Origin of the sequence: Armatimonas sp., from assembly GCF_043757465.1 — a bacterium.
Taxonomy (GTDB): Bacteria; Armatimonadota; Armatimonadia; order Armatimonadales; family Armatimonadaceae; genus Armatimonas.
Genome location: NZ_JAYVPL010000121.1, coordinates 1 through 24,296 on the forward strand (window position 1 = coordinate 1; position 24,296 = coordinate 24,296).

Genomic DNA, 24,296 nt, shown 5'->3' on the forward strand with positions numbered 1-24,296 from the left:
GTCGAACACGGGGCAATGTAACTTGCCCTATAGACGGGACGTCAGGCTTGCCTCTCGTTACTGTCAAAGCCCTCGACTTTAGTCGTGGGATCAGTTACAGGGTTACTTACTGGAGAAGCGGCTCTAAAACGCCCGGCACGAAGTTCCCGGAGAGCTGCTCCTGCTCCTCCCAGGCGGAGCGCAGCTTGTCTTCCCACTGGCGCAGAAAGATCTGGCGACACCAGGCTTTACTCACACGCCAGGCTTTGTAGTAGGAGTTGTTCTCGGTATCGCCCGCCACAGCGGCGCGAGCACCGTCTTGGAAGCGCCGCTTGATCGAGACCGGCATCTCGATCCCCGTGACGTCCTTCACTCCGGAGGCAACCAATTCACCTTTTAGGCTGTAGAGCCGCTCCAGAGAGCCATTGAGAATTGCAGGAAAGGGAATGGCGACGGCGCGTGCCATCACGGAGCGCACCGTGAACGGGGAGAACGCCGTGAAGCCGTAGCGCTGGGCGGGTGCGAACGTACGAATGTAGGCGCGGGAGAGGCCACCGGAGTAGGTCGCGCTGTGCTTAATCGCATCTATCCCCCAGCCTTCCTGGTAGAGCAGTGGATTACGCAAAATAGAGCTCAGCGTGAGGTCGGAATCCTCCAGAGGGTAACTTTTCGCATTCTCATCGCCGCCGTCGCCATCCATGAAGTACAGAAGCTCCGGGTAGCGCTCGCGGACGGCCTTCAGCAAGGCGATTCCTGCGGCGGCACACTCCACATCGAGGGGATGGTAGTCCTCGATACACGTGATGGCCTCGCGGAGATTGTACTCAGAAGCCGCAACCGTGATGCGCTCCCACGTGTGCGCAATGCCCAGATCCGTGACGATCTTCTCGGCCTGCGCCGCGTCCGCGCCCTTGCCTTCGTGCAAATCCAGCGTAAAGGCGCGAAGAGTATCCGGGTTGCGGCCAAGATCCGTCAGGGCCTTGCGGGCGAGCAACAAAACGCTCGTGCTGTCAATGCCTCCGGAGAATGCGATCCCAATCTGCGCCTCGTGGGGTAGTGTCGCCAGCCAGCTTTTTGTTGCTTCAAAGGCCGCCCTCAGATACGCGCCCCCAAGCGCCTCGATATCTTCGCCGCCCTGCGCGACTTGCGGCTCCCAGAAGCGGGTGTAGAGCGGGGCCGGGTCAGGACAGCCGATCTGCTCGATCTCGGTGAGATAGTGCGCGGGCACCATACGGGTGTAGGTCGGGTCAAACTGCCAACCGATTTTCTGACTCACACACCAGTCATAGATAACGTCCATGCGATCAGCAGTGACGAGAAACGGGCCATGGAACATCTTGGCAACAAAGTAGCGCAGCGGAACACCAATCGTGCGTGCCATGCGAATGGTCTGACCGTCGCGCATCGTGCCAGCGAAATGCCCATCCGTGGCCACCAGAGCCGCCACATCGCGTGTTGCCAGGGCCGCAGCAATCCCAGCGTTATCCGTTCCCGTCAGGGCGCTGCTGCGAACCCCCACCAAGTCTACGAGTCTCTCAATTCCGTGTAACATGACGGATCATTCGGCGCAATGGTGGGGGATTCCTCCGCTGTGGAGAACCTAGAGCATCCAAACATCTCTCTGGGGGGTGGAGAGCCACTCAGCCCCCGCTTCAGTGACAACGACCATGTCCTCCAGGCTCCAGTAGCCGTAGCCCTCCACACGCACGCCCAGCTCCAGGGTGTAGACCTGCCCCACCTCCACGGGCCAGTACGGGGTCTGGCCGTAGCGAGCCCAGCACGGGCCGAGAATCCCGCCGCCATCGTGGGCGACGCGTCCGACTTGATGGCCCAGCGCATGCAGATACTCCGGATAGCCTGCCGCCACCAGGAAGCTCCGCGCCGCCGCGTCCACCTCCCAGCCAGAAACGCCGGGTTTCAGCGCCGCAAAGCCCGCCTCAATCGCGCCCAGCACGGCGGCGTGGGCACGTAAAACTGCCTCAGGAGGAGTATCGCCCACAAACCAGCAACGCTGCAAGTCTGATGCGTAGCCGTTCTGAACAACGCCCAGATCAATGTGGAGAATATGGCCGGGAGCTAGCGCAAGCTGACTAGGAGCGCTGTGCCCGACAGCGGAGTCCGGGCCGCAGTTGACAATCGGGTTTCCCTCTTGCTCCCAAGCATAACCCAGCCCACGCTCGGTAATTTTTGCATGCACAAAATCTGCGATCTGCCGCTCCGTGACACTGATTTTTGCAAACGCCGCGATCTCATCAAAGAGCCGGTCGGTCTCCACAATCGCCGCACGCATCGCCGAGAGCTCCGTGCTCGTCTTGCGCCCCCGCAGTGCCCGGATGATCGGCTCGGCGGAGACGAGGGCGTTGGCGAAGCGCGTGTGAGCGAGGTAGCTCTCCAGTAGCCGAAACATCCCATAGGTCAACCCGTCGCACTTATCGTCGTTCTCGGAGTAGTTCACCGCAATCTGCGGCGTGGCAACACTCACCGGGATCAGCTCCTCCAGCGCGTCGAGCAGAGGCTCGCGGATAGACTGGACATAGCCAATCAGCTCGTCCCAGTCGCCGGAATGCTGCAACCCAGCGGTGTCGAAGTTTCCCACCACCGCCACTTTCTTCCCCGACTTGCTCACCAGCAGCGCACCCTGCCAGGTCAGCCCGCCCTCCATCAGAAACGGCAAGCACGGGTCGAAAATTGCACTCGTCTCGCGTACAAATGTCAGCCACACCTCCACACCCGACTGCGCCACAATTGCAGCGGCCTGGTTTAGCTTCTCACGGGTCAAGTCACTCATGGCCAAAGGTTCGTGATGCAGGAGACAAATCCCTCTCTGCCGAATGTGTTCCCATGCAGCGCCAGCAGAGTAATCAAGAAAAGCTTGCCCCTCGTACGCCGAGTACGGGGGAGGCACTGCAACAAGTTGCAGAACGACTCGAACGATACACGCGCCGCAAGCCGTTTTTTGAGGGCCTGCTTGGAATCACCACGACTTTGTTTATTTGCCTGGCACTGATCGGCAGTCAGGCCCAAGGTTTCAGTATCACACTTATCGGGTTGGTTACTGTTTTGTTTGTTTTATTGGGACTATGTCTTGTCAAGTGCCAACCAGAGGACCGCCAGGCACTCCTCCAAACAACAACCATGCTACTTGAAGACCTACCTCGCACCGAGCTGCCCGGGCTCCTGCGGATTTTGCAGGCGCTGGAGCAGGGGCGTGAGAGTGCGGGTAAGCAAGAGAGACAGGTTCGCCGGGCGGCACTTAGCCTACTTGGCCACCACCTCGCCCGAGTCCCTCGCGATGAGCTCGATGCCCTCCCGCAGTCAGACCGCCACTATCTGATTCGAGAGCTAGAGCGCCGACTGAAGCGACTCAGGAACTCGAAGGGGGGCGAGATCGAGCTGCCGATCCGGCTCTTTCTTGTTCTGGGAGAGCTACAGGAACCCGGAGCAGAGCAGCTCGCACACAAGGGCAGTCGCCATCCGGACGAGCGCCTCCGAGCAGCAGCACACGAGTATCTAGGCGATAGGAAATAGAGGAGCAGGCGATATAATCTCCTCGTTTTCCGTCCACACGGGATCCGCCCACACGAACGTGGGCGTCTATGAGCCTTCGGCTGGGATGTCGCTCCGCGACTAACAAAACTCTCCGAGTCGCTTGCGACATTGTGGCGGCACGCCCGCAGACGCCCACGTTCGTGTGGGCGGGAAAGGATATAATCTCCTCGCATGAAACTCTCGCGGCGGACGCTGCTTTTTTTATCTTTGACGGCAGGTTGCTCAGGCAGTGGTGGGCCGTCCACTCCTACGGGCATTATCTTTACGCTAGACTGGCCCGATGCCTCGCGGGCACTGCCACTCGCCGCAAAAAGCGTTCGCGTTCAGATCAAGCAAGGCAGTAAAGTGCTCGCGACGCGCATTTTTCTAGCGGGGCCAGACAGCGAGGAGCAGCTCACCGATCTTCCCTTTGCCGTGGCGCTAACCCTGGAGGCGGTCGCGTACCCGACAGCGGAGGGCACAGGTGCGCCTCTGTCCACAGCGTCTGTGCCTTTCAGCTTGCTCCAGGGGAAGCTAGAGCGATTGACGCTCAGCCTAACCTCCGTGATTTCAACCGTCGTGCTAAGCTCCGTTACCGATGGCGCACAGACCACTCTAACCGCGACGGCGCGTGACAGTGCGGGCAGTGCGGTGCTGACGGCCCCGGCGCAGTGGGAGTGGAGCACGAGCGACAGCGCCCTGGGGTCGCTGGCTCCAACCGGCCCAACCGCCGTGTTTACCGAAGCGGGCTTTGGCGTTGCCACCCTGACCGCACGAGAGAAAGAGTCGGGCAAGTCGGCAAATCTGATCCGGCCAATCTGTAGCGGCGACCCGACCCCGACACAGCCACAAGTTGCATCGTTCCGACTCTCAGGAACTTTCGGCAATATTTTGGCCGTCGGCAATGGTCAGTTTGTGATCGCTCACGGTAGCATACTCAGTTGTGTGGAGAGTAGCGGTGCTCTGGTCTGGCAACGTGCTCTTCCCGCCAGGGTTCGCTACCTCATGGGCCACACTCTGGGCGGCTTTCTTGGTGTTTATCTTGAGTCTCAAGAGGGAATTCGCATTCACCGAATCTCAGACGGGGCTTTTTTCTGGCAGGCGACACAGAATTTCGGGCGCGAGGACATGCGCAGTGTCGGCGACACGCGCCTCTTTGGCTTCCCGTTCGGCACCGAGCCACCGCTCCTTCAGGGACGAGAGCTGGGCTCAGGAACGGTGCTCTGGAGCCAGCCCTTGAGCAGCGATGCCCAAATTGTCTGGGCCGATCCGACCCGTGTCCTCTGCTACAACTCCCTAAGTGGGGCGTATATTGCCTTCGATGCGGAGCGGGGCAGCCCTCTCTGGGAAGTACGCGTCCCCACGAACAGTATCTTTGCGGGTGCTCAGACAACGGGCAGTGGGTCGCTGTTTTATTCGATGACTGGGAGCGAGCTTCGGGCCCTCTACTTTTCCAATGGTGCCCGGATCTGGACAGTCGCATCAGGAGGCGAGCAAGGCTATCTGACGCAAGATCAGCGGCAGCTCATTGTCTACTCCAGCACTGCCTGTAGTGCCCACGATCCTGCAACGGGAAACACACTCTGGAGCCGTAGTGGTCTGAGCTGCGTGGTGGGGCCCCTCCCCAACGGCGAGCTTGTTGTGTTACCACAGCCCATGACTTCCGGATGCCTTCCCCTTCAAGTACTACGTCCGGCAGACGGCACTGTCCGCTGGAGCAACTACCTGCCCACAAGCCCCGTGCCGGGCGACAGCTTCGTCACCCGCGTGGCAGGCTCACTGATCTGCATCAACCTCTCGGGGAAAACACGGGAGGGGACGACGCCGCTCTTTGCCCTGGACAGCGCGACGGGTCAGTACGTGTGGGGAACCCGTCAGTACGGGCCTCATGCAGAGCAACCTCCGAGGGCACTAGATGTCTCAGACAAAACGCTGGCGCTGATGGCTGAGTCGAGTACACGGGTTGTTTTGCTGCACTGAAATTTAAAACAGCGCTGGCTGCTTTTTCCGCTCCTGAATCGCAGCGAGCAGCTTGGCCTGTGGCGACGAGAGCGGGTAGCGTGCCAGATCGCTTCTCGTTGCCCAGAGACAGCCCGGTGGCAGGGGGTCAGTATGCGGCCACGGCCTACGTGAACCTACTCAAATCCAAGGGAGTACTGGTTTCCATGGCCTCCGTTGGCTGCCCCGAAAAGAACGGCTATGCGGAACGCTGGATGCGTACCTTAAAGGCAGACCATGTCCAGATGAGCGAGTACACCGACTTCTGGGACGCTCAAGCTCAGATAGGTATCTTCATTGAGGAGGTCTATCAGAGGAAGCGTGTTCACTCCAAGCTGGGCTATCTGCCTCCTGCCGTCTTCGAGGAACGCTGGCGGGAAACACGGGCCTCGGAGGTGCTTTTAAGTGGTGGTAGCGATGCCTTGGTTGCGTGCCCGCCGCCCTTTCCTGTAGCGAAAATCGCCTTGCCAATCCAGGGAGAAAATGTTACAATCTCGTAGTCCTGAAACTGTTCAGTCAAACGTCAGGATTACAATGTACCGCAATTGTGCGGTACTACAGTAAAGAAATATGAGACAATTACGATGCGTAATTTTCAGTTCAAAATGTTCGCTGCTGTGTGTATGACATGTGCTGTTTCAGCACCAACTCTAGCTTTTCCTCCCACCCCAGCAATATGGCTAGAGGTGCTTAAGCCTTCGTGGAATCAAGAGTTTGTAGTTTATTCACATCCAGGTATCTATATGAAATATGTCGAAGTACCTCTATCTTGTAAATTTACTTTTAGTTACGAAAATGGCACTCCAAATACAACAATCAATATGGATTTATCGGGTAAAATGCTTTTAGATGATCTTGATACAGGTTATGATATAGTTACAACTTTTCCAAACTCCTATCCTATTCTTCTTGATGCTAATGGTAATGGATCTCTAAATCCAATAACTCTCAGCCATACTTTTAATATAAACAGTACGATTACACACTATGTTAGCGCAAGTGCGACGGCGAAGATTTATGGAAGTAGTGATACTCCTGTGGCAGAACTAACACCAACTTATTCTGGCTCTGGTGTACCAAGCCCAAATGTATTCAGAACACCGTTCATTGTAAAAAATTAAGGTAACAAACCAAAACTTTTATACCCTGCGCGAGTCTAAAATAGGAAATTCTTGCAGGGTATTTTTATTTTATACATCTTTAAAGAAAAATAATGTGTACAGAAATGATTAATAGGCGAGAATTGATTTCGTTAGGCGTTATAAGTACTTTTTATCCAGAGATAGCACAACCGCCTTCTCAAACTCGTCATTTGAAAGATTGGCAGGATGAAGACCCACGACTTCTTCAGAAATGTACCATAGACTTACTGTACTCACGATTATGGTACGTTTTTGATGAAATATATCGCCAGACAGGGATTTTAATTAATTCAAGTGATAGCGCTTATCTCGCAGGAGAAGAAATTTCTTTTTTTGCATTTGATGTACCTGTTATTAAGATTCTAGATTCGATATATTCTCTATTTAGTTTTCGTACTGCGGAATGTTTTTGGTTAAGGCAAAAAAAAGAAAATAATTTTATCTATTCTCTTGAAAGATCGAGCGCTTCTGTTCTTTATGCGAAGAACGTTTATTATTACATTCGCGGTGAGATGCTAAATGCTCTAGAAGAAAAAATAGCGAATTGCGATAAATCCGAAGAGGAACGGAAAAAGATAGCAGAAAAGTCAACGGAAAACGGTGGTTTTGACAAGGAGATGGATTTTCTAAAAATCAAAGCTTTTGGGAAATTAACGACTCCAGAATTACGAAAAGCACTTTTGTTTTCGGATGAGTACGCAAAAAAAGAATTTCCCGATCAATCGAAAATACCAGAAGAATGTTATCAATATTATAATTACTTGAAGCCAATCTATGAGAAGCTATCTCCTCAAAGACAATGGGGAAGTTTAGATAAAGTATCTATCTACAATAATCCAAAGGAATCAAATGCTTTGCCCATTATCTATATAATGTTGGAAGGGAAACCCGATGGTGGAGCGGGATACGGAGTCACAGGGGCAACTAAAACTTTAGAATCTCTCAAAAGTAAAATGAGAATTGACTGGGTTCTCGATTCAGATTCTCTCTCTTCGAAAGAAGAAAACATCGATATTTCATATAAAAATATAAAAACATTACCTATACCTATTGAGTATTACGACAGTCTTAAAAAGATTAATCAGAATCAATCATTTTCTGCTATAAGCTTTGAAACGATATGGCATACTATTGCAAAGGAATATAATATTCCGGTTTTAATGCGTTTACCAAAAGGATATTCGCCCTCTTCAATCCGTTTTCCTAATTCGGCTAAGCTAAAAGATTTCACGGGAATAATCGATGAATCGGCGCAACTTTTGTATAAATGGCACGACGAAAGCCTCTTGATTTGTCCAATTGCCTGGTATAAAATAGATCAGCCAGAAAAGAAACCAACAGGGTCTGCTATAAAAATTTTAGCAAATGCTCGCAGAAATAACAAAGATCGTAAAATGAATCTAGTTGATCTGTTTAAAATTATTAACACGTCTCCTAACTCTGTATTAGAACGTATGATTCTGAATGATTTGCTCGTCTGCAATGGCCTGGGCTACTGGAAGAGTCTTTTTCTTGCCATGGATAAAAATCTAACCTTAAGAAAAGCCATTTTGTCTAGTAATGGAGTAACTTTCGAATCGCTTGATAAGCAGACACAAGGAAGAATCCAAAATGAAACTCAACAAAAAATCAATCCCAATGCTTATGTCCGTTTTCGTAAAGAAATCGAGACGAAACGTCAACCTGAACCACGACGCGGTATTGGTGGCTTCGAGTTCACGTACTTAATTATCGAGTGTCGTTCTGACTTAAGTACTCCCTTTGTCAAAGTAGCTCAGATGATCATGGACTTTCAAGCTCTCCCTTTGGCGTGATCCGGGTCATGTTTTTATGCCTCCGTTTTCGGAGGTCATGTTATTTCTCCTGATTCTCCCACCGTGCTTTAATACGCTCGTTCCTGCGAATGACATGCTCTTGCGAACCAAATAGCTCACTCGGTGCCTCAGATAGTTGTTACAGCCCTCAGCCACATTGGTTGCTCCCGTTCCTTTCTCGGCAACTCAGTGCTGAGAGTAGGGAATCAGAGAATCGTAGATATTGAGTCTATCGGTGCGACTAGGTCTGCGAGTCTAACGGACCTCTAGGACACCCTACCGTCATTAAGCAGCTAGAGAATGTGTGGGCTATTATGTCGGGCAGGATCATGGATGCTCTCTCCGATGGTGCTAGATGTCTCAGACAAAACGCTGGCGCTGATGGCTGAGTCGAGCACACGGGTTGTTTTACTACACTAAAACTTAAAACAGCGCTGGCTGCTTTTTCCGCTCCTGAATCGCAGCGAGAAGCTTGGCCTGTGGCGACGAGAGCGGGTAGCGTGCCAGATCGGTTCTTGTTGCCCAGAGACAGCCTGGTGGCAGTGGGTCGGGCAAGCGGACATCCAACACGGCGATGGCATAGAGTGTGATCTTGCGTGTCGTGACGCCATGCCGCAGGCTGACCAAACGCTCTCCGACACTTCCCGTCGCTCCGACAAGCTGCTCCAGTGCCCGTGCCGCTGCCTGCTCAATGGTCTCGTCTGGGGTTGCCGTCACACGTGGAAGCTCATAAAGTCCCCCCCAGAGCCCCTCGTCGGGGCGCTTGATCAGCAGAAATTTCCCCTCGCGCTCGATCCAAAGACTCACATCGTTGTGGGACGTGAAGGCTTTCTTCGCGGCAAACGCTGGAAACTGCTCGGTCTGGCCTTGCTGAAACGCGGTGCAGACACTCTGCACGGGGCAGTTTGTGCAGCGCGGTGGCGTGAGGCAGTGTAGCGCCCCGAGCTCCATCAGCGCCTGGTTGAAGTCGCCGGACTGGCCGCTAGGAAGCAGCTCCTCCGCCTTCTTCCAGAGCACGTCCAGTGTCTTGGGGGATTTTGGATCGCCCGGAATCGCAAAGACACGACAGAGCACCCGGATCACGTTCGCATCCACAATCGGTGTGTCAAGCCCCAGCGCAATGGAGCAGATTGCTCCTGCGGTGTAGCGTCCGACACCTGGAAGCGCGAGAACCCCCTCGTAGGTAGTTGGAAAAGCCCCTCCCGGCTGCTCACAGATCAGCTTGGCGGCCTTATGAAGATTCCGTGCCCGGGCGTAGTAGCCCAGCCCCTGCCAGTGCTTAAGAACCTCGTCGAGCGGCGCTTCGGCCAGCGTATTTACCGTTGGGAAACGCGCCATCCACCGCTCGAAGTAGGGAGTGGCGGTCGCCACTTGGGTCTGCTGAAGCATCATCTCCGAGACCCAAATAGCATAGGGATCGTGGGTACGCCGCCACGGGAGTGCGCGCTTATGAACGGCGTACCAGGCTAAAAGATGCGAGATAAACGCAGTCAGATCTCAGCGACCCTCTCTTCGGCCTGGGGCTCCTTGAAGGTGAACCAGAACGCAATTGCACAGGCAGTGGTGAGTGCAGCGGGGATTAAGAAGATCATGGGCCAGTTGGTCTTTTCAGGCGTGGTGTAGTGGTCTTTTAGCCAGCCGGAGAACAGTGTCCCCAGCCAGTTGCCGATTCCCAGTGTCACCAACATAAAGAGGCTCTGGGCGCTGGCACGAATATCGCGCGGGGCGATGCGGTCCACAAAGAGATAGCTCGTCACAAAGACAAAGGCGAACCCAACACCGTGGAGCACATTAGACGCCAGCACGAGGCTGGTCGGCTGCCCGATCGCATACATAAAGTAGCGGATGGGCCAGGCCAGAGTACCCAGGACGAGGGTCTTGCGGAGGCCCAGCTTTTTAAGAGAGAGCGGGGTCAGTACGCCCAAACAGAGAATCTCCGCCCACTGCGCGATGCTTTTATAGAACGAGACCATACTATGGTCAATTCCAAGGCCACCTGTCGCCACCGAATCCTCCATAAACGGCCCGGAGAATGTGTAGTAGAACTGAAACTCGGTGGAGACAATCAGAGAGATGACGAGGAAGATCGAGAAGCCGGGTACGGTCTTGAAGAGCACAAAGGCTTTCTTAAAGGCCCAGGGGTCTTTTGTCTCTGTGGACGGCGGTGTGTTGGGCAGAAAAAACGCAATGATCGTCAGAATCACCCCAAATGCCGCCGTGAGCTGCATCTCCTCAAACGGGGCCCAGGTTCCTTTCGCGACGGGTCCACTCGATTTGAGCCAGATCGTCAGCACGATCGCGGAGATAATCCAGCCAATCGTCCCCGCCGTCCGCACTACGGAGAAAGAGCGCTCGACATCGGCGGGCTTGGACAGATCCTGAAAGACCAAAAAGAAGATAAACAGGATAGAGAGAACGCCCAGAGTCACCAGGGTCGGAACTCCCTCGAAGCTGAAGTTTCCTGTCGCAAAAAGCCCGACAATACTGCCAATAGCAACCACGGCCCAGGCAATGTTGAAGGTCTTGCTGATTCCCACAAAACGTTCGCGTGTGTTGTCGCCTTCCCTATCTACCTCCTTGCCCAAGTGGGACATTGCAATGGAGTTAGTAATCCCCAGGGTCGGGGCAAAAAAGAGCGCCCAGACCCACATCCAGAGCATGAAGCTGCCGTAGCTGTGCTGCTGTGACATCATCCAGGCCGCCCCAGCGCAGACCGCTGAGGAGATCCCTAGAAAGATCTGCGAGGGCATGAAGCGGTCCACAAGCTGCCCGCCAATAAAGGGCGAGATGATACAGGCAAGCCAGAGCACCCCATAAGCAGCCCCAATCTGCACGCCGGTCGCGCCCAGGCGATCTCCGAGCGTTGCTGCCATGATGGGAGTCCAGGCTCCCCACACAGCATAAAGACAAAACATCATGACGCTCAGGAGCAACCTGAGGCGTAGCTTATCTGACATAAATCATCACTTTCTGTTCGAGTTCGTTAGGTCGCATTGTAACAGAAATTTTGCACTCTACTCAGTGCCGCGTTCTCTGGCGTCGTCAGGGCGCTCACTTGCTCCATGCCCGGAGAATCTCACGCGCCGCAGGGCCAGCGGATTTTGCTCCGTAGCCGCCGTTCTCGATGAGCACGGCGAAGGCGATTTTAGGATTCTGCGCGGGAGCGAAGCCGATAAACCAGGAGTGACTTTGTTTGTCGCCGTTGCCGGTCTGAGCGGTGCCCGTCTTGCCCGCCACCGAGAATGGGAGGGCGCTAAAGATCCCGCGTGCGGTTCCGCGCCGCGTGACTTCTCCCAGCGCCCTGGCGACCACGGCAGCTTGCTCAGGTGTGATAGGGGTTGCGAGTGTCTCGGTTTTGTCAGTGAGTACAAAGTGGGGGCGACGGCGCACGCCGCCACTTGCGATCGTCTGCATAACTCCTGCAAGCTCCAGTGGCGTGGTGAGTAGGCTTCCCTGGCCGTAGGCAATGTCCGCGAGTTCCGCTTCCCACTTGGCAGTCACGGGGCCATGTGTGAGACCAAACTGCCCAGTCATGCTCTGGAGTGCCTCCGCCCCGACCACAACTCCGGCATGGGCGAAGAAGATATTGGAGGAGTGTACCAGCGCTTCTGTCAGGCTGAGTCTGCCGCCCAGCGCCTCACCGTCGTTGTTGGTGACACTGCGCGCGTAGCTCTGGCTGCCGACCTTCCAGGCTATTTTTTCACGCCCACCCGTTCCGCCCGAGAGCTTCGTGCCGCCTTGTCCGGCTTTCAGCAGCGCCGCCGCCGTCACGGGCTTAAACGCAGAGCCGGGCGGATAGAGGCCATTTGTCGCCCGATTGATCTGGGGAGAGCCCACCGTCTCCGTCACGGGCTTGGTCGGGTCGTAGGTCGGGGCGGTGACAGCAGCGAGAATACCTCCTGTCGCAATATCAATCACGACGGTGGCTCCGGCGCGCTTGGGCTTCCCGGTTGTTTTATCTTTCAGGCGACTCGCCGCTTTCACAATCGCCTTGAGTGCGGCTTCCTGAAGCGCACTGTCCAGCGTGAGTTTCACATCTTTTCCCTCAGGCAGCGAGAACCCAGGAAGGTCTTTTCCACGCCAGAGTGCCAGCGCTTGGCTCCCGTCCTCCATGCCCTGAAGCGGCGCGGAGAGTGCGTCCTCGAAGCCCGTCGGCCCACCGAGCGCGGGAGAGAGCACGCCAACCAGATGGGCGCCCGCCGGGCCCAGAGGATAGAGGCGCTTGCCATTAATTGTCTGTGCGAGCGGCTTGTCGTTGCGATCCAGCAAGCGTCCCCGGGGGATCTGTTTCGCGATAGCGAGTAGGCGCGGGTTCCGGTGCGTACGAATCACTCTATCCGCATCGGGGGTGCGAACCAGCAAGAGAGCATTACGATTGGCTAGAACCGTCTGCGCCGCAAGCGCCGTGATCATGCACAGGAGCAGTGGTAAAGTCAAGGCGAGCATCAATCGGCTCAGGCCTTTATGGACAAAAGGTGGCACAAGCTCTGGATCGTGCTGCGCCTTCTGCGAGATTCCCAGCAAGAGTCCGATACTCACCCAGATCATTACCACCGATGATTTCCCGTAGGCCACCAGCGGCAGCGAGATTCCTGTCAGTGGCAGCAGCCCCAGGCAGCCCGCTGTAATCACGAGCCCCTGCAAAGCAATCAGCGTTGTGAGTGCGGTGGCCAGATAGCGCTCGAACTCGGAGTGGGTCTTGGGAACCATGGCGAGGCCGCGCCAGAAAATCACCAGGAGGCAGAGTACAACGGCGAGCGGACCAAAGAGGCCCATGTCCTCTGCAAGTGCGCAGAACGCCAGATCCGAGCCACCACGGGGTATAAACTTCGTCCCCCCCAGCCCGAGCCCCGCACCACCCGCGCCGCCCGTGGCCATCCCCCAAAGCCCGAGTGCGAGCTGATCGCCTCCGATAGACGCATTATCCCAGGGATGAAGCCACATCTCGACACGGGTTCGAAAGACCCCAAAGTGCCGGACATACCCGATCCAGCCACCCAGCCCGAGTGCTGCCAGCCCCAACCAGACAAAGGCGCTACGGCTCGTGACCACATAGAGCAGCGCCACAAAGGTCCCGAAGAGCACCAGCACCGGCCCTAGATCTTTCAGCAAGGCAAAGAGTGCGAGCGGCAGAGCGTACATCGCGAGCAAGGGATAGAGATCGGCACGACGCGCCTGCGCGGAGTTGTCTGCCAGCGCCCTCCCTCGGTCGGCGAGATAGCTCGCCAGAAAGAAAGCGAGCAGGACTTTGATCAGCTCGACGGGCTGAAAACCAAAAAGATTGAGCTTCACGCCGCCCTGCCCGCCGCCAAAAACGCCCAGCAGGACGATCAGCAGCACCGACGTGAGCGCATAGACATAGCCGTAGCGGTGTAGCGGCAGGCTCCAGAAGCGCTTGATCGTGAGCAAAAACACAGCAAGCCCCCCCAGCCAGACGCCTTGCACCTGGGCAAAGAACGCGAGTCGATCGCGAATGGGATCTTTCAGTCCAAAGAGCAAGAGGACCCCGAGCACGGAGAGCAAGGCCGCGCAGGGCAGCAGATACGGATCGGCGCTAGGCCAGACACGGCGCAGGTGAAAGTGCAGCCCGACAAACATCACCAGAAGCCCAAGCGCGGAGAACCAGAGCGAGGCGCTCGCCGTTCCCCAGGTTCGGATGGCGAGCTCCGGCTCGAAAGTGCGTAGCTGCGCCGACGTGAGCACTTTACGCCGCGCCAGAGCATCCACATCCGAGTAGCCGCCGTTTTTGGTGCGATCTGCGACTATTTTTTGTGCCAGCGCCGCATCGCCACCCAGTGCCTTCGCCAGCTCTGGAGCCATCGCCACATTGAGCAACACAGGAGCCGTCGCGGGCGTTTTTGCAACCGAGACTAAAAGCGTCCCAAAGAACAACACCAGAGCCGTGCAAAAGAGCAAGAGCGCCTCGGTCAACCGAAAACGGCGCGGCTTCACTTAACTCGCCCCAATGACCGCCCCGATGAACGGGGCGAGATTCCTAAGAGTGATCAAACCAGCCCCTCAAGACGATCAACGTAGCTAGCCATTGTGGCGAAAGCGGCCTCGACGGGATCGGGGGAGGACAGATCCACGCCCGCGTTTTTTAGTGCATCGAGTGGGTAGAGCGAGCCGCCCGCTTTTAAGAACCCAAGATAGGCTTCGGCGGCGGGCGGGCCTTCGCGCAGCACGCGCTCGGCGAGTGCGTGGGCACCGGAGATTCCCGTGGCGTACTGGTACACGTAGAAATTTGAGTACAGGTGGGTAGAAAACTGCATCCAGGTGCTCCCCACGCGCTGCCAGTCCTCGCCTTCGAGCGCGACATCGGGGCCAAATGCCTCAGCGAAGAGCTCGGCCATGCGCTCGGTGAGAGACTTCGCCGTCAGTGCCTGCCCGTTCCAGACCCTCTCATGAATCTCCCGCTCAAAGCGCGCCAGGGTGGGCATGACCAGAAAATACCGGTGAAAATTACTCATCGCCTCCTCAATGACACCAATCAAAAGCTCTTTGTTATCCGCAAATTTCTCTAAGAGATAGGCCCGGGTGAGCGCCTGATTGAAGTTGCTCGCGACCTCGGCGACAAAGAGCCCGTAGCCCGCGTAGTGTGTCGGCTGCGACTTGCGGCTGTAGTAGCTGTGCATCGAGTGCCCCAGCTCATGCGCAAGTGTGGAGAGTGAGAAGACATCATCGTTGTAGCTCATCATGATGTAGGGATGCGTCCCGACGGTTCCGGACGAGAATGCTCCCATGCGCTTGCCTCTGTTCACCGCCCAGTCCACCCAGCGCTCCTGGGTTGCGCCTCTTACCATCGCGGCGACATACTCCTCGCCCAGCGGTGCCATCCCCTCCGCGATCCACTGAACAGACTGCGCATAGGGCACTTCGGTCTTGCCCTGAGTCAGCGGCGCTTTGATGTCCCAGGGTGCGAGTTTTTCCAGCCCCAGCACGCGCTTACGCAAGCCCCAGTAGCGATGCCATGTCGGAAGGTGCTTCTGGAAGGTCGCGATCAGGTTATCAAAAACACTCAAGGGGATAAAATTCGGGGTGAGCGATGCATGCAGCGCGGACTCATAGCCTCGGACGCGTGCGGTAAAAACATTTTGCTTGACTCCCGTGGCGAGGCACTGCGCCAGGCTATTTTTGTGCGCCAGATGCGCATCCGCATAGCCCTTCCATGCGGACTCCCGCACGGCTCGGTCAGCGTCTGTCAGCAGGCTTCCAATGGTGCTCTGCCCGATCTCATGTCCGCCTTCGGCAGGCGCAAAGGTCAGATCCGCATCACAGAGAATCCCATGCACACGCGCCGCACTCCGAAACGCATCGCCCGCCATGGTAAGAACTTGCTCGACCTCACCCGAGCGAATGTAGGGTGCCCGGCGGCTCAGGCGCTCAAAGTAGTGCGCGTAGGCTGCAAGCCTTGGGTGTGCCTCGGTTCTCTGTGCCCATGGGGTCAATGTTTCGACTCCAAGGGCAAGCAGCTCTGGCTCGGCAAAGGCAGTTGCGGCTCCAAAGCGTGTTGCAAGCCCCATTGCGCGGTCGGTGCGTGCGGCGGCATCGGTGTTGGAGGTATCGGTCGCGAATCCGAGGTGGGCATAGACCCCAATATGGCTGACCTGCACTTGAAGTTTTTCAGCGGCAGCAAAATAATCAGAGAGAGTTTCTGGGTCGCTCAGACCTCCAGCAAACGCAGCAATGGAGGGAATCGCGGCATCGGCGGCGGCGAGTGCGGCTTCCCAGCTCTCGGGTGTCGCAAAGATGCTTTCTAAATCCCAGGTACTCTCACGCGCAACTTCGGCGCGGGTAGGTAGTGAATGGCTCATGGCCAAGTGTACCTGAGAATTTAGATCTCGTAGCGGTCGTAGTCCTTGCAGGCAAAGAGTTCTAGGGTCTCCCCTGTCTTCAGCAGCGCCTGGCCTTCTGTCACGAGGGCGCTAACGCGGCCATCCGCAGAGTGAGGGTCGTGGTGGGTGAAGCCGATACGCTCAATCCCTGTGGCGCGGGCAAGGCGCACCGCGTACTCAGGGGTTCCATGGCCAAAACCGGCCTTCCCGCCACTTTCATACTCTTCCTGGGAGTACTGAACATCTTGAATCAGCAGGCTTGCTCCCGTCAGAAACTCGATAAGACTTGTGGGGATTCCCGCACGCACTTCCTCATCGGTGAGCAAGACAAAGACACGGCCCGTGGGTCTCTCTTCAAATCGGTACGTGATGGTGCGCTCGGGATGCTCCGTCCAGTGCATCAAAATGACTAAGCACTCACCGAGTGGGTAGGCGTGTCCGTGCCCAAAAGGAATCGGCTTCTTTCCTGTCTGCAAATGGAGGAAGCGCTCTTTCTCCAGGATATGCTGCCCTCCAATGGGATGAATAAGAATCACCCGGGTAGGAGGAACCTCGATAGCATGAAAGCAGATGTGCTGTGAGATTGCGCCAAACGAGACCGGGTGAAAAGGTGGCTCCAGAATCCGCTCGTAGACCTGCTTGGGGCCAAAGCTGCGATCTTTCGTCCCATAGATATGCATCCCCAGATGCTGCATGAAGATCGGAGGGGCAATCAAAACTCCCTGGGTGTGATCGTGGTGGTAGTGCGTGTGGAACAAATGCAGCTCTGTCATCTGCAAGCGCAGCGCTTCAGTGGCAAAGGGAAGAAACCCCGTGCCCCCATCAACCACCATGTGGACACCCGGTGGCAGACACGCGGAACGCACCTCATAGCAGGTCGTATTCCCTCCCGTCTGCACCATTTCGGAGTTTGCCACAGGAAGCGATCCCCGTGTCCCCCAGGCAATTACTTCCATCGCATCCGTCCTCCTCCTACTCCATTTAGGAGCCGTCCTTCATTGACCGTCTTCATTTATTACTTGCGAAACCTATTGGGGGCTATTGTACAACATTACATGGCGTACAATAGAGAAGTATGGATAACAACACAACAACCGTTTTAGAACGCCTCCACCGTCTTGCCCACTGGCTGGGCTCCCCAACCCATGACTTCTCGATCCTGGCTGAAGGAAATGTCTCCGCTGCCGTCAGCGACCGAAAGACCTTCTGGCTGAAAGCATCGGGCTGCATGATGGGGACAATGCGACAGGATCAGTTCGTCTTGATGGACACGGCCCGCTCTCTGGCGATTCTCGACCAGGCGACACTGACCGACAGTGAGATCAAGGACCTCCTGCGCGGCGCACGCGTCAATCCAGACGACCCATTGCACCCGAGTGTGGAGGCGGCTCTCCATGCAGTCTGCCTCACCGATGGCGGAGCAAATGTGGTCGGACACTGCCACCCCACACCGTGGCTCTCGATTCTTTGCTCCGAGAAAGCGGAGGAAGCAATCGCGGGACGTATCTTCCCCGATGAAGTCGTGGTGTGCGGCCCTGCAGTGTGCTTCGTGCCGTATGTTGACCCCGGCCCCCCACTCGCCAAAGCCTGTCGCGAGGCAATCGCGGCCTACAAGGCACAGTGGGGCGCACCTCCCAAAGTGCTCTTGCTCCGAAATCACGGGCTCTTCGCCCTCGGGAAAGACGCCGATGAGGTGGAGCGGATCACCGCGATGTCCGTGAAAGTTGCCCGCGCCCTGATCGGCGTGTACGCTCTGGGGGGGCCACGCTTCCTGACCCCAGAAAATGTCGCGCGTATCCACACGCGGCCCGACGAGCACTTCCGTCAGAAGATGCTGGAAAACAAAAGGTAAATTATGCGCTTAGTAAAACTAACAGAAGCAGAAGACATCGCGAATGCATTTGAGAAAATGTCCTCGACAATCATCCAACAAGGCGTCGCACGTGACATCACGATCGGCTACCAAGGGGGCAATGAAACCGTCACCGCCTACTGGCACCCTCAGCTCAATTTCTGGAGTAGGCTCGATAGTGCGGTAAATCCAGACAAAATTTTCTGTACTTTCGGAACCGGCGAAGCCCTTGTCGGACAAACCCACTCGATCACCATCGAGACAAATCTCTTCAAGGAGGGAGGATCCTGGGCGATTGGCGGAGCGTTTGCCAAAGACTTAGTCACGGGAAAAGTACATCTTGTCCATACAGGGAAAATCTCGGGAAGTAAAGGGATCAATATGAATAACTTCCTTGATCGGATTCCCAATGGAAAACGCTGGACCATTCATCGCATTAAAAAAGAAATCATCAAGATTGGTTCTATTGAGGACGATGATTTTGTACCCTGTCTCCATGATTTTATTTTGGATGTCGAAAAATTTAAAAAAGAGATGACAGGAAAATGACGCTCTCGCTTTTTAGTGGGTGGGTAGATGCCCACAAAGATCAGATTATTGCGGAGACGCAAGCCGTGCTGCGTATTCCTAGTGTCAATGACCCCGAGAGTATCGGGCCAGGTGCTCCGTTTGGAAAACCCTGTGCCGATGCTCTGGAGCATACCCTGGCGCTGTGTACGTCGCTGGGAATGCGGACGGAGAACTTCGGGGGCTATGCAGGCCATGCCGAGTTCGGGCCAGAAGATGCCCCGGAGATCGTCGCCATGCTCGGGCACCTAGACGTGGTTCCGCTGGGCTCTGGCTGGACCCGTGAGCCCTGGGGCGCAGAAATTGACGGCGACTGGGTCTATGCACGGGGCGCATCGGACGACAAAGGCCCGACATTTGCGGCGCTGTTTGGGGCCAAGGCGGTTTTAGATTCTGGCTTGCCGCTCACCCGAAAAGTCCGGTTGATTTTTGGCTGTGATGAGGAATCGGGCTGGGAGTGTATGCGCCACTACTTCGATGTTGCCAAGCAGGCCAGGCCCGATCTCGCCTTCACTCCCGATGCGGGTTTCCCTGTCTGCTACGCCGAGAAGGGCAGTTTCACGCTCACGGCGACCCGGCCCATCGGGGACTCCCTGGTGGCTGTCTTTAGTTCTGGCCTGCGCCCCAATATGGTGCCCGACGAGGCTGAAGTGGTGCTGATCGGCTCCGCTGACCGGCTGGGCTATATTGCCAAGACCCTCAAGCGCAAGCGCACGTTCAAAGTAACGGACGAAGGCGATAAGGCGCTCCGAATCTGGGCAAAGGGCAAGGCAAGCCACGGAGCGTCGCCGCAAAAGGGCATCAATGCGGCCAAGAAGCTCGCCGAGGCGCTGTTCGATCTCTTTCCTGAGCCGTGGCTCTCCGAGCTTGTGGAGCGCTGCGCCACCGACGGCTCCGGCATCGGGATTGCGGGTAAAGACGAGATCACAGGGCCGCTGACCTGCAATGTCGGGATTGTGAGCGTGCTCGATGGCACGCTCTCGATGACCTTCAATGTGCGCTACCCTGCCACCTGGGACGACTCGGTACTAGCACGCGCCCAAGCATCACTCACCGACACCGGCTGGACAATCGCGGAGTTGCACCACACGCCGCCACTCTACGTCCCTCAGGATGCGGAGCCGGTCAAGACCCTTCTTAAGGTCTATCGTGGACATACCGGAGATAGGACAAAGCCATACACCATGGGGGGGCGCACCTACGCCACGACGGTCGCGCCTAACGGAGTCGCCTTTGGGGCGGGTATGAAAGGCGATCCCGATGTGGCGCACCGCCCCGACGAGAAGTTCTCAATCGAGCGTCTACTGTTTTGTGCTAAGGTCTACGCCGACGCGCTCTACCAGCTCGCTATTGTTTAGCGGACGGAGGGAGTCCCAAGCTGCGTGAGCAAAAACGCATAGTCGAAGGCGGCTTCGTGGAGGGCATCGTAGCGGCCGCTGGCACCACCATGCCCCGCATCCATGTTGCAGTGCAGCAGAAACGGGTTGCTATCGGTCTTAAGGGTTCGCAGCTTAGCGACGTACTTAGCGGGCTCCCAGTACATCACCTGGGAGTCGTTAAGGCTCGTCTTAATCAGCATGGTCGGGTAGGGCTTGGCTTCGAGCTGATCGTAGGGGCTATAGGACATCATGTAGGCGTACGCCGTAGGGTCGTTCGGGTTGCCCCACTCAAGGTACTCCCCAACCGTCAGGGGTAGGGTATCGTCGAGCATCGTGTTGATCACATCCACAAACGGGACATAACTCAGGCAGACACTCGCTATATCAGGACGCATATTAACGACCGCCCCCATCAGCAAGCCGCCCGCGCTCCCGCCCGTGATGGCAAGTTTTTCGCGATCCACATGGCCCTGCTCCACGAGAAAGTCGGCACAGGAGATAAAGTCCGTGAACGTGTTTATCTTCACCATGAGCTTGGCCGCATCGTGCCAGGGTTTGCCGTACTCGCCGCCGCCACGCAGGTGCGCAATGGCATAGACCATCCCACGGTCTAATAGCGAGAAGATACTGGAGCGAAACACAGCGGGCATACTAATCCCATACGAACCGTAGCCGTAGAGCACCCCGGAGGCAGTCCCATTGCAAGGGGTGTCTTTGTGACGAACGAGCGAGATAGGAATCTTCGTACCGTCAGCCGCCGTGGCAAAGACACGCTCGGTGACATACAAAGAGCGATCCCAGCCGCCCAGCACTGGGGTTTCTTTCAGTAGTGTACGCTCGCGGGTACGCAGATAGTAGTCAAAAACCGATGGCGGGGTCACCAGTGAGGAGTAGCGAAAACGGAATGTCGCCGTATCGTACTCGCGGTTCGTGTCGCCGGAGACGGTGTAGGTAAGCTCCGGGAAAGTGATCGTGTGCTCGTCGCCCGTGGAGAACTCCAAGACGCGTAGCCGCGGTAGGCCGTCGGCCTGCTCCGTGGTCACGAGATGCCCCGAAAAGAGATCGAAGTCTTCCAGCCCGACCGTGGGGCGATAGGGCAGAACCTCGCTCCAGTGCAGCGACTCGGGCGCACTCACCGGCGTCGCGATGAGCTTAAATGTCGGTGCATCTTTGTTGGTGCGCAGGTAGAACAACCCGTCGCGGTGCTCAACATAGTACTCGTGGTTCTCTTCGCGGGGCAAGATCACCGTTAGCTCGCCCGCCGGGTTATCTCTTTCGAGATAATAGAACTCGGTCGTGGTCGACGATACGGAGCCCACAAACAGAAACTGTTTATCGCGTGACCGATAGGCAAATGCCCGGTAGAGCGCATCGGGCTCTTCGTAGACCAACACTCCAACCGAGCCAAGGGTGTACCGATAAATCTCGTGAGGCCGCTTAGTCTCGTCTTCCGTGGTGTAGAACAGCGTTTTATTGTCCGCCGCCCAGCTCACGCCGTCCACTTTCTCGATCACATCGGGCAAAAGCTCACCGGTTTGTAAGTTCTTGATGCGGAGCGTGTACTCGCGAAAACCTGTGTTATCGGTCGTGTAGGCCAGCAGATTCCCGTCATCGGAGATCGCATACGCCCCCACGGACATAAACTTCTCACCCTCGGCCAGCGCGTTCACATCGAGGGTAATCTCTTCCGTCGCATCCGTGCTTTTCTTGCGACAGTAGATCGGGTACTGCTTGCCTTCTTCGGTACGGACATAGTAGAGCCAGTCGCCGTATGTATACGGCACCGAGAGATCGGTCTCCTGAATGCGCCCGAGCATCTCGCAGTAGAGAGTTTTCTGAAGTGCCTCGGTCGGTTCCATCACGGTTTTGGTGTAGGCGTTCTCGGCATCGAGATACGCAATCACCTCGGCACTGGTCTTATCTTGCAGCCAGCGGTAGTTGTCGGTGCGGGTATCACCATGGATCGTATGAGTTGTCGGGACAATCATTGCCACCGGGGGCATCGGGTTCTGCATGGTAGCTATTGTACCCGCTGCGCGTGGCGTCGCGTTTACAGATTCGGGCGAATCAGCGGCAGCGGCGGAGGTACTCATGGCGGGGGAGATCTTCGATGTGGCCGCTGGCGTGGTAGTAGCGCACCCCTTGGCCGTCGGCGAGCGTGTCGGCGCGGGTGCGGCGCACCTCGGCGTGCTGCTCGGTAGCCTCAATGAAGTCCGTCAGAATCTGCTCCGCCGTGTCGAGATCCTCAAAGAAAAGCACGTAGTCCAGTTCCTCTTCTTCATCGCGGTGCACGGCCCAGCTTCCTTCGCGGGGTTCTTCTAAATAACGGTCAATGCCTCCGCCTTCCACAAAGAGTGCGTAGGGTTCATCGGGGAGCGGTGTGTCGTCGGCGGGCGGATCCTGTAGCGGGTGCAGCCAGACATTCTCTTCCGCGTCGAAGAACAGCGCGGCGGGAAATCGGTCGGCCAGCTCCTCGCGGCTTACTTCCGCGGCGTGCAGCTCCCCCGAGTCAGGCTCCTGTTCCAGCGCATCGGGGATCGCCGCTTCGGCGAGCGCATGTGAGGGGAAAGTCCAGACAAGCTCCTGCCCGATGGGGCCATACGAAAACGGGGCGCCGTAGTCGTAGCAAATCGTGTAGAGCGGTAGCGGCAGATCAGCGAGCAGAGGCAGAGGAAAAGAGAACTCAGGCTCAAGTCCAAGAGATTCTTCGTCGGGAGATTCGTCAGTCACGGAACGATTGTACCCGCCTCAAAACAAAATAGGCCACCGTCGAGCACGACGGTGGCCTATCTCTTTTGACTACTTCTTACCGCGCTCACGGCTGGAGGAGCCACTCTCACGCGACGACCCGGAGGAGGAGCCACGCGACTCACGTGATTCGCGCGGAGCCTCGACCGTGCGGCCTGTGGGGCGGGCGTCATAGGGCCGACCAACACTTGGCGGAGAACTCTGGCCCAGACCGGATCCACGCCCGTCTCGTGTCTCTCGCGACTCGCGGGAGAACGGTGGGTTTCCCGTCGAGGTGTTTCCTGGCCGGACAGGGGTCATGTTAGGAGCAGTGTAACCTGGTGCGGTACTGGACCGACCACTCTCACGCTCGCGAGAACTGCCGCTGGGAGCAGAGTATCCCCCACTCGGGCGTACCGGGGTCATGTTCGGAACAGTAGGCAGATTTGTCGGGCGAGTAAACTCTCGATCGCGGTTACCACTTGAGCCGAGGGATCCCCCCATAGTTGAGGAGTTCGTGCTATTGCCGGAACGTGGTGTCACAGGCTGGGTTCCACGGAACTCACGCTCACGACTCCCTCCCTCGGAGCGACTCAGGTCTCCACTTCGGGTGCCGTAGTTGAAGCGATCCGCGCCCCCTTGCCCTTGACCCTGAGCACGCTCTTCGCTATGCCGAGCAGGGGCCTGGAAACCAGGTCGGGAGGGTTCGCGGTAGGTGGGCCGATCACGATCCCAGCTTTTATCGTTGCCATTGCCACGGGAGCGGTCAAAACGATCACGCTGGTCAATGTAGAGAGGGCGTGTGTCTCGGAGGATGATAGGGCGCACACTGGTGTAGCCCTGCCCAAAGACGCAGTAATCATCCCAGGAGTTCCAGAGCCGAGTCCCCCAGGAAATGGTCAGGCAGGACATCGGAGAGTAGACAATCCCAGAACGCCAGGGCGAGTTCCCCCAGTAGCCGCCGTGAACCACCATTCCCGGGTACCAGCCCATGGCGCAGTAGTCATTCCAGCTCGGGGCCGGGCCAAGATAGACGGGACGGGTGTAGAAGTAGCGCTGAGGAAACGGAAACCAGCGCGCTCCAGAGACCGCAGCATTCTCGAGATAGCCATTGTCTGGAAGATAGAGCGTCGGCACTCCGTCACCGTCGTTGACAAAGTACATCGCGCCATTGGTCTTGCCAAACTGCATGGCGTAGAGATTGCCTGAAAACGGCACGGAGATTAGCTGACCATTGGCATCCGTGAGCAAGTAGCCACTAGAGTCAAAGACCGCACGGACGACCTCAATCTGCTGGCCACGGGGGGTCTCCCGCCAGTCAAAGACATCGGTTCGGGACTGCGCCAGCGGTGGTACAGCTGAGTAAGTCTGGGCAAATGCCGCTGGAGCCGCCATCAAAAGTACCGTCGCAAGAAATGCTTTCATTGAGATATTCTCCTCTTATGGTATTAGAGACGAAAGTATGCGCAGAGTTG

18 protein-coding genes are annotated in these 24,296 nt (G+C 56.6%); 8 read left to right on the plus strand and 10 right to left on the minus strand.

Annotated features, from left to right (window positions below; translation table 11 throughout):
* Window positions 1-106: 106 nt before the first annotated feature.
* Window positions 107-1,531 carry an asparagine synthase-related protein gene (locus ACH2ED_RS16240; protein WP_395093326.1) on the minus strand — a complete coding sequence of 475 codons (1,425 nt, stop codon included), beginning with the start codon at window positions 1,529-1,531 and terminating at the stop codon, window positions 107-109.
* A 48-nt stretch (window positions 1,532-1,579) separates the two neighbouring features.
* Window positions 1,580-2,767, minus strand: coding sequence for a M24 family metallopeptidase (locus tag ACH2ED_RS16245; protein WP_395093330.1), 1,188 nt, complete (start codon window positions 2,765-2,767; stop codon window positions 1,580-1,582).
* A gap of 53 nt (window positions 2,768-2,820) precedes the next feature.
* Between ACH2ED_RS16245 and ACH2ED_RS16250 the strand changes: the two genes are divergently transcribed.
* The 5 genes from ACH2ED_RS16250 (at window position 2,821) to ACH2ED_RS16270 (ending at window position 8,461) form a co-directional block, all read left to right on the plus strand.
* The gene (locus tag ACH2ED_RS16250) at window positions 2,821-3,507 is read left to right on the plus strand and encodes a hypothetical protein (RefSeq protein WP_395093333.1); all 687 of its coding nucleotides are present in this window, start codon (window positions 2,821-2,823) and stop codon (window positions 3,505-3,507) included.
* Window positions 3,508-3,699: 192 nt separating this feature from the next.
* The gene (locus ACH2ED_RS16255) at window positions 3,700-5,487 is read left to right on the plus strand and encodes a PQQ-binding-like beta-propeller repeat protein (protein WP_395093336.1); all 1,788 of its coding nucleotides are present in this window, start codon (window positions 3,700-3,702) and stop codon (window positions 5,485-5,487) included.
* A gap of 149 nt (window positions 5,488-5,636) precedes the next feature.
* Complete coding sequence (locus ACH2ED_RS16260; protein WP_395093443.1) at window positions 5,637-6,005, plus strand: integrase core domain-containing protein; 369 nt, start codon at window positions 5,637-5,639, stop codon at window positions 6,003-6,005.
* 84 nt (window positions 6,006-6,089) lie between these two features.
* Window positions 6,090-6,626 (plus strand): hypothetical protein, encoded by a 537-nt coding sequence (locus ACH2ED_RS16265; RefSeq protein ID WP_395093338.1) that lies wholly within the window; start codon window positions 6,090-6,092, stop codon window positions 6,624-6,626.
* A 104-nt stretch (window positions 6,627-6,730) separates the two neighbouring features.
* Entirely contained in the window at window positions 6,731-8,461 is a 1,731-nt protein-coding gene (locus ACH2ED_RS16270; RefSeq protein ID WP_395093340.1) for a hypothetical protein, read from the plus strand.
* A 423-nt stretch (window positions 8,462-8,884) separates the two neighbouring features.
* Here ACH2ED_RS16270 and mutY read toward each other — a convergent pair whose 3' ends face one another.
* From mutY to ACH2ED_RS16295, 5 genes are all read right to left on the minus strand, one after another.
* A complete protein-coding gene (gene mutY / locus ACH2ED_RS16275; protein WP_395093445.1) occupies window positions 8,885-9,955 on the minus strand; it encodes an A/G-specific adenine glycosylase in 1,071 nt (356 codons plus the stop codon).
* Window positions 9,952-11,418, minus strand: a complete 1,467-nt coding sequence (locus ACH2ED_RS16280) for an MFS transporter (protein WP_395093342.1) — start codon at window positions 11,416-11,418, stop codon at window positions 9,952-9,954. Before ACH2ED_RS16280 ends, mutY begins: the two co-directional genes overlap by 4 nt.
* Window positions 11,419-11,512: 94 nt before the next feature.
* On the minus strand, window positions 11,513-14,413 hold the full coding sequence (locus ACH2ED_RS16285) for a penicillin-binding transpeptidase domain-containing protein (protein WP_395093344.1): 2,901 nt from the start codon (window positions 14,411-14,413) through the stop codon (window positions 11,513-11,515).
* 53 nt (window positions 14,414-14,466) lie between these two features.
* Window positions 14,467-16,275, minus strand: coding sequence for an oligoendopeptidase F (gene pepF, locus ACH2ED_RS16290; protein WP_395093346.1), 1,809 nt, complete (start codon window positions 16,273-16,275; stop codon window positions 14,467-14,469).
* A 20-nt stretch (window positions 16,276-16,295) separates the two neighbouring features.
* Window positions 16,296-17,252, minus strand: a complete 957-nt coding sequence (locus ACH2ED_RS16295; protein WP_395093349.1) for a hypothetical protein — start codon at window positions 17,250-17,252, stop codon at window positions 16,296-16,298.
* Window positions 17,253-17,371: 119 nt separating this feature from the next.
* Here ACH2ED_RS16295 and ACH2ED_RS16300 point away from each other — a divergent pair, with 119 nt between their 5' ends.
* From ACH2ED_RS16300 to ACH2ED_RS16310, 3 genes are read left to right on the plus strand one after another with little or no spacing between them, the layout of a single operon-like run.
* On the plus strand, window positions 17,372-18,148 hold the full coding sequence (locus ACH2ED_RS16300; protein ID WP_395093352.1) for a class II aldolase/adducin family protein: 777 nt from the start codon (window positions 17,372-17,374) through the stop codon (window positions 18,146-18,148).
* A gap of 3 nt (window positions 18,149-18,151) precedes the next feature.
* The gene (locus ACH2ED_RS16305; protein ID WP_395093355.1) at window positions 18,152-18,697 is read left to right on the plus strand and encodes a hypothetical protein; all 546 of its coding nucleotides are present in this window, start codon (window positions 18,152-18,154) and stop codon (window positions 18,695-18,697) included.
* Window positions 18,694-20,073, plus strand: coding sequence for a Sapep family Mn(2+)-dependent dipeptidase (locus ACH2ED_RS16310; protein ID WP_395093358.1), 1,380 nt, complete (start codon window positions 18,694-18,696; stop codon window positions 20,071-20,073). Before ACH2ED_RS16305 ends, ACH2ED_RS16310 begins: the two co-directional genes overlap by 4 nt.
* Here ACH2ED_RS16310 and ACH2ED_RS16315 read toward each other — a convergent pair.
* The 3 genes from ACH2ED_RS16315 to ACH2ED_RS16325 form a co-directional block, all read right to left on the minus strand.
* Window positions 20,070-22,109, minus strand: coding sequence for a S9 family peptidase (locus ACH2ED_RS16315; RefSeq protein WP_395093361.1), 2,040 nt, complete (start codon window positions 22,107-22,109; stop codon window positions 20,070-20,072). The two genes, ACH2ED_RS16310 and ACH2ED_RS16315, sit on opposite strands and share 4 nt — an antisense overlap.
* A 52-nt stretch (window positions 22,110-22,161) precedes the next feature.
* Window positions 22,162-22,824, minus strand: a complete 663-nt coding sequence (locus tag ACH2ED_RS16320; RefSeq protein ID WP_395093364.1) for a hypothetical protein — start codon at window positions 22,822-22,824, stop codon at window positions 22,162-22,164.
* Between the two features lie 69 nt (window positions 22,825-22,893).
* On the minus strand, window positions 22,894-24,246 hold the full coding sequence (locus ACH2ED_RS16325; protein ID WP_395093367.1) for a hypothetical protein: 1,353 nt from the start codon (window positions 24,244-24,246) through the stop codon (window positions 22,894-22,896).
* Window positions 24,247-24,296: the final 50 nt, after the last annotated feature.

Bases quoted from the DNA above. Each gene is read 5' to 3' on its own strand.
- ACH2ED_RS16240 (WP_395093326.1), bottom strand. From the start codon at position 1,531: ATGTTACACGGAATTGAGAGACTCGTAGACTTGGTGGGGGTTCGCAGC.
- ACH2ED_RS16245 (WP_395093330.1), bottom strand. From the start codon at position 2,767: ATGAGTGACTTGACCCGTGAGAAGCTAAACCAGGCCGCTGCAATTGTG.
- ACH2ED_RS16250 (WP_395093333.1), top strand. From the start codon at position 2,821: ATGCAGCGCCAGCAGAGTAATCAAGAAAAGCTTGCCCCTCGTACGCCG.
- ACH2ED_RS16255 (WP_395093336.1), top strand. From the start codon at position 3,700: ATGAAACTCTCGCGGCGGACGCTGCTTTTTTTATCTTTGACGGCAGGT.
- ACH2ED_RS16265 (WP_395093338.1), top strand. From the start codon at position 6,090: ATGCGTAATTTTCAGTTCAAAATGTTCGCTGCTGTGTGTATGACATGT.
- ACH2ED_RS16270 (WP_395093340.1), top strand. From the start codon at position 6,731: ATGATTAATAGGCGAGAATTGATTTCGTTAGGCGTTATAAGTACTTTT.
- ACH2ED_RS16280 (WP_395093342.1), bottom strand. From the start codon at position 11,418: ATGTCAGATAAGCTACGCCTCAGGTTGCTCCTGAGCGTCATGATGTTT.
- pepF (WP_395093346.1), bottom strand. From the start codon at position 16,275: ATGAGCCATTCACTACCTACCCGCGCCGAAGTTGCGCGTGAGAGTACC.
- ACH2ED_RS16295 (WP_395093349.1), bottom strand. From the start codon at position 17,252: ATGGAAGTAATTGCCTGGGGGACACGGGGATCGCTTCCTGTGGCAAAC.
- ACH2ED_RS16300 (WP_395093352.1), top strand. From the start codon at position 17,372: ATGGATAACAACACAACAACCGTTTTAGAACGCCTCCACCGTCTTGCC.
- ACH2ED_RS16305 (WP_395093355.1), top strand. From the start codon at position 18,152: ATGCGCTTAGTAAAACTAACAGAAGCAGAAGACATCGCGAATGCATTT.
- ACH2ED_RS16310 (WP_395093358.1), top strand. From the start codon at position 18,694: ATGACGCTCTCGCTTTTTAGTGGGTGGGTAGATGCCCACAAAGATCAG.
- ACH2ED_RS16315 (WP_395093361.1), bottom strand. From the start codon at position 22,109: ATGCAGAACCCGATGCCCCCGGTGGCAATGATTGTCCCGACAACTCAT.
- ACH2ED_RS16325 (WP_395093367.1), bottom strand. From the start codon at position 24,246: ATGAAAGCATTTCTTGCGACGGTACTTTTGATGGCGGCTCCAGCGGCA.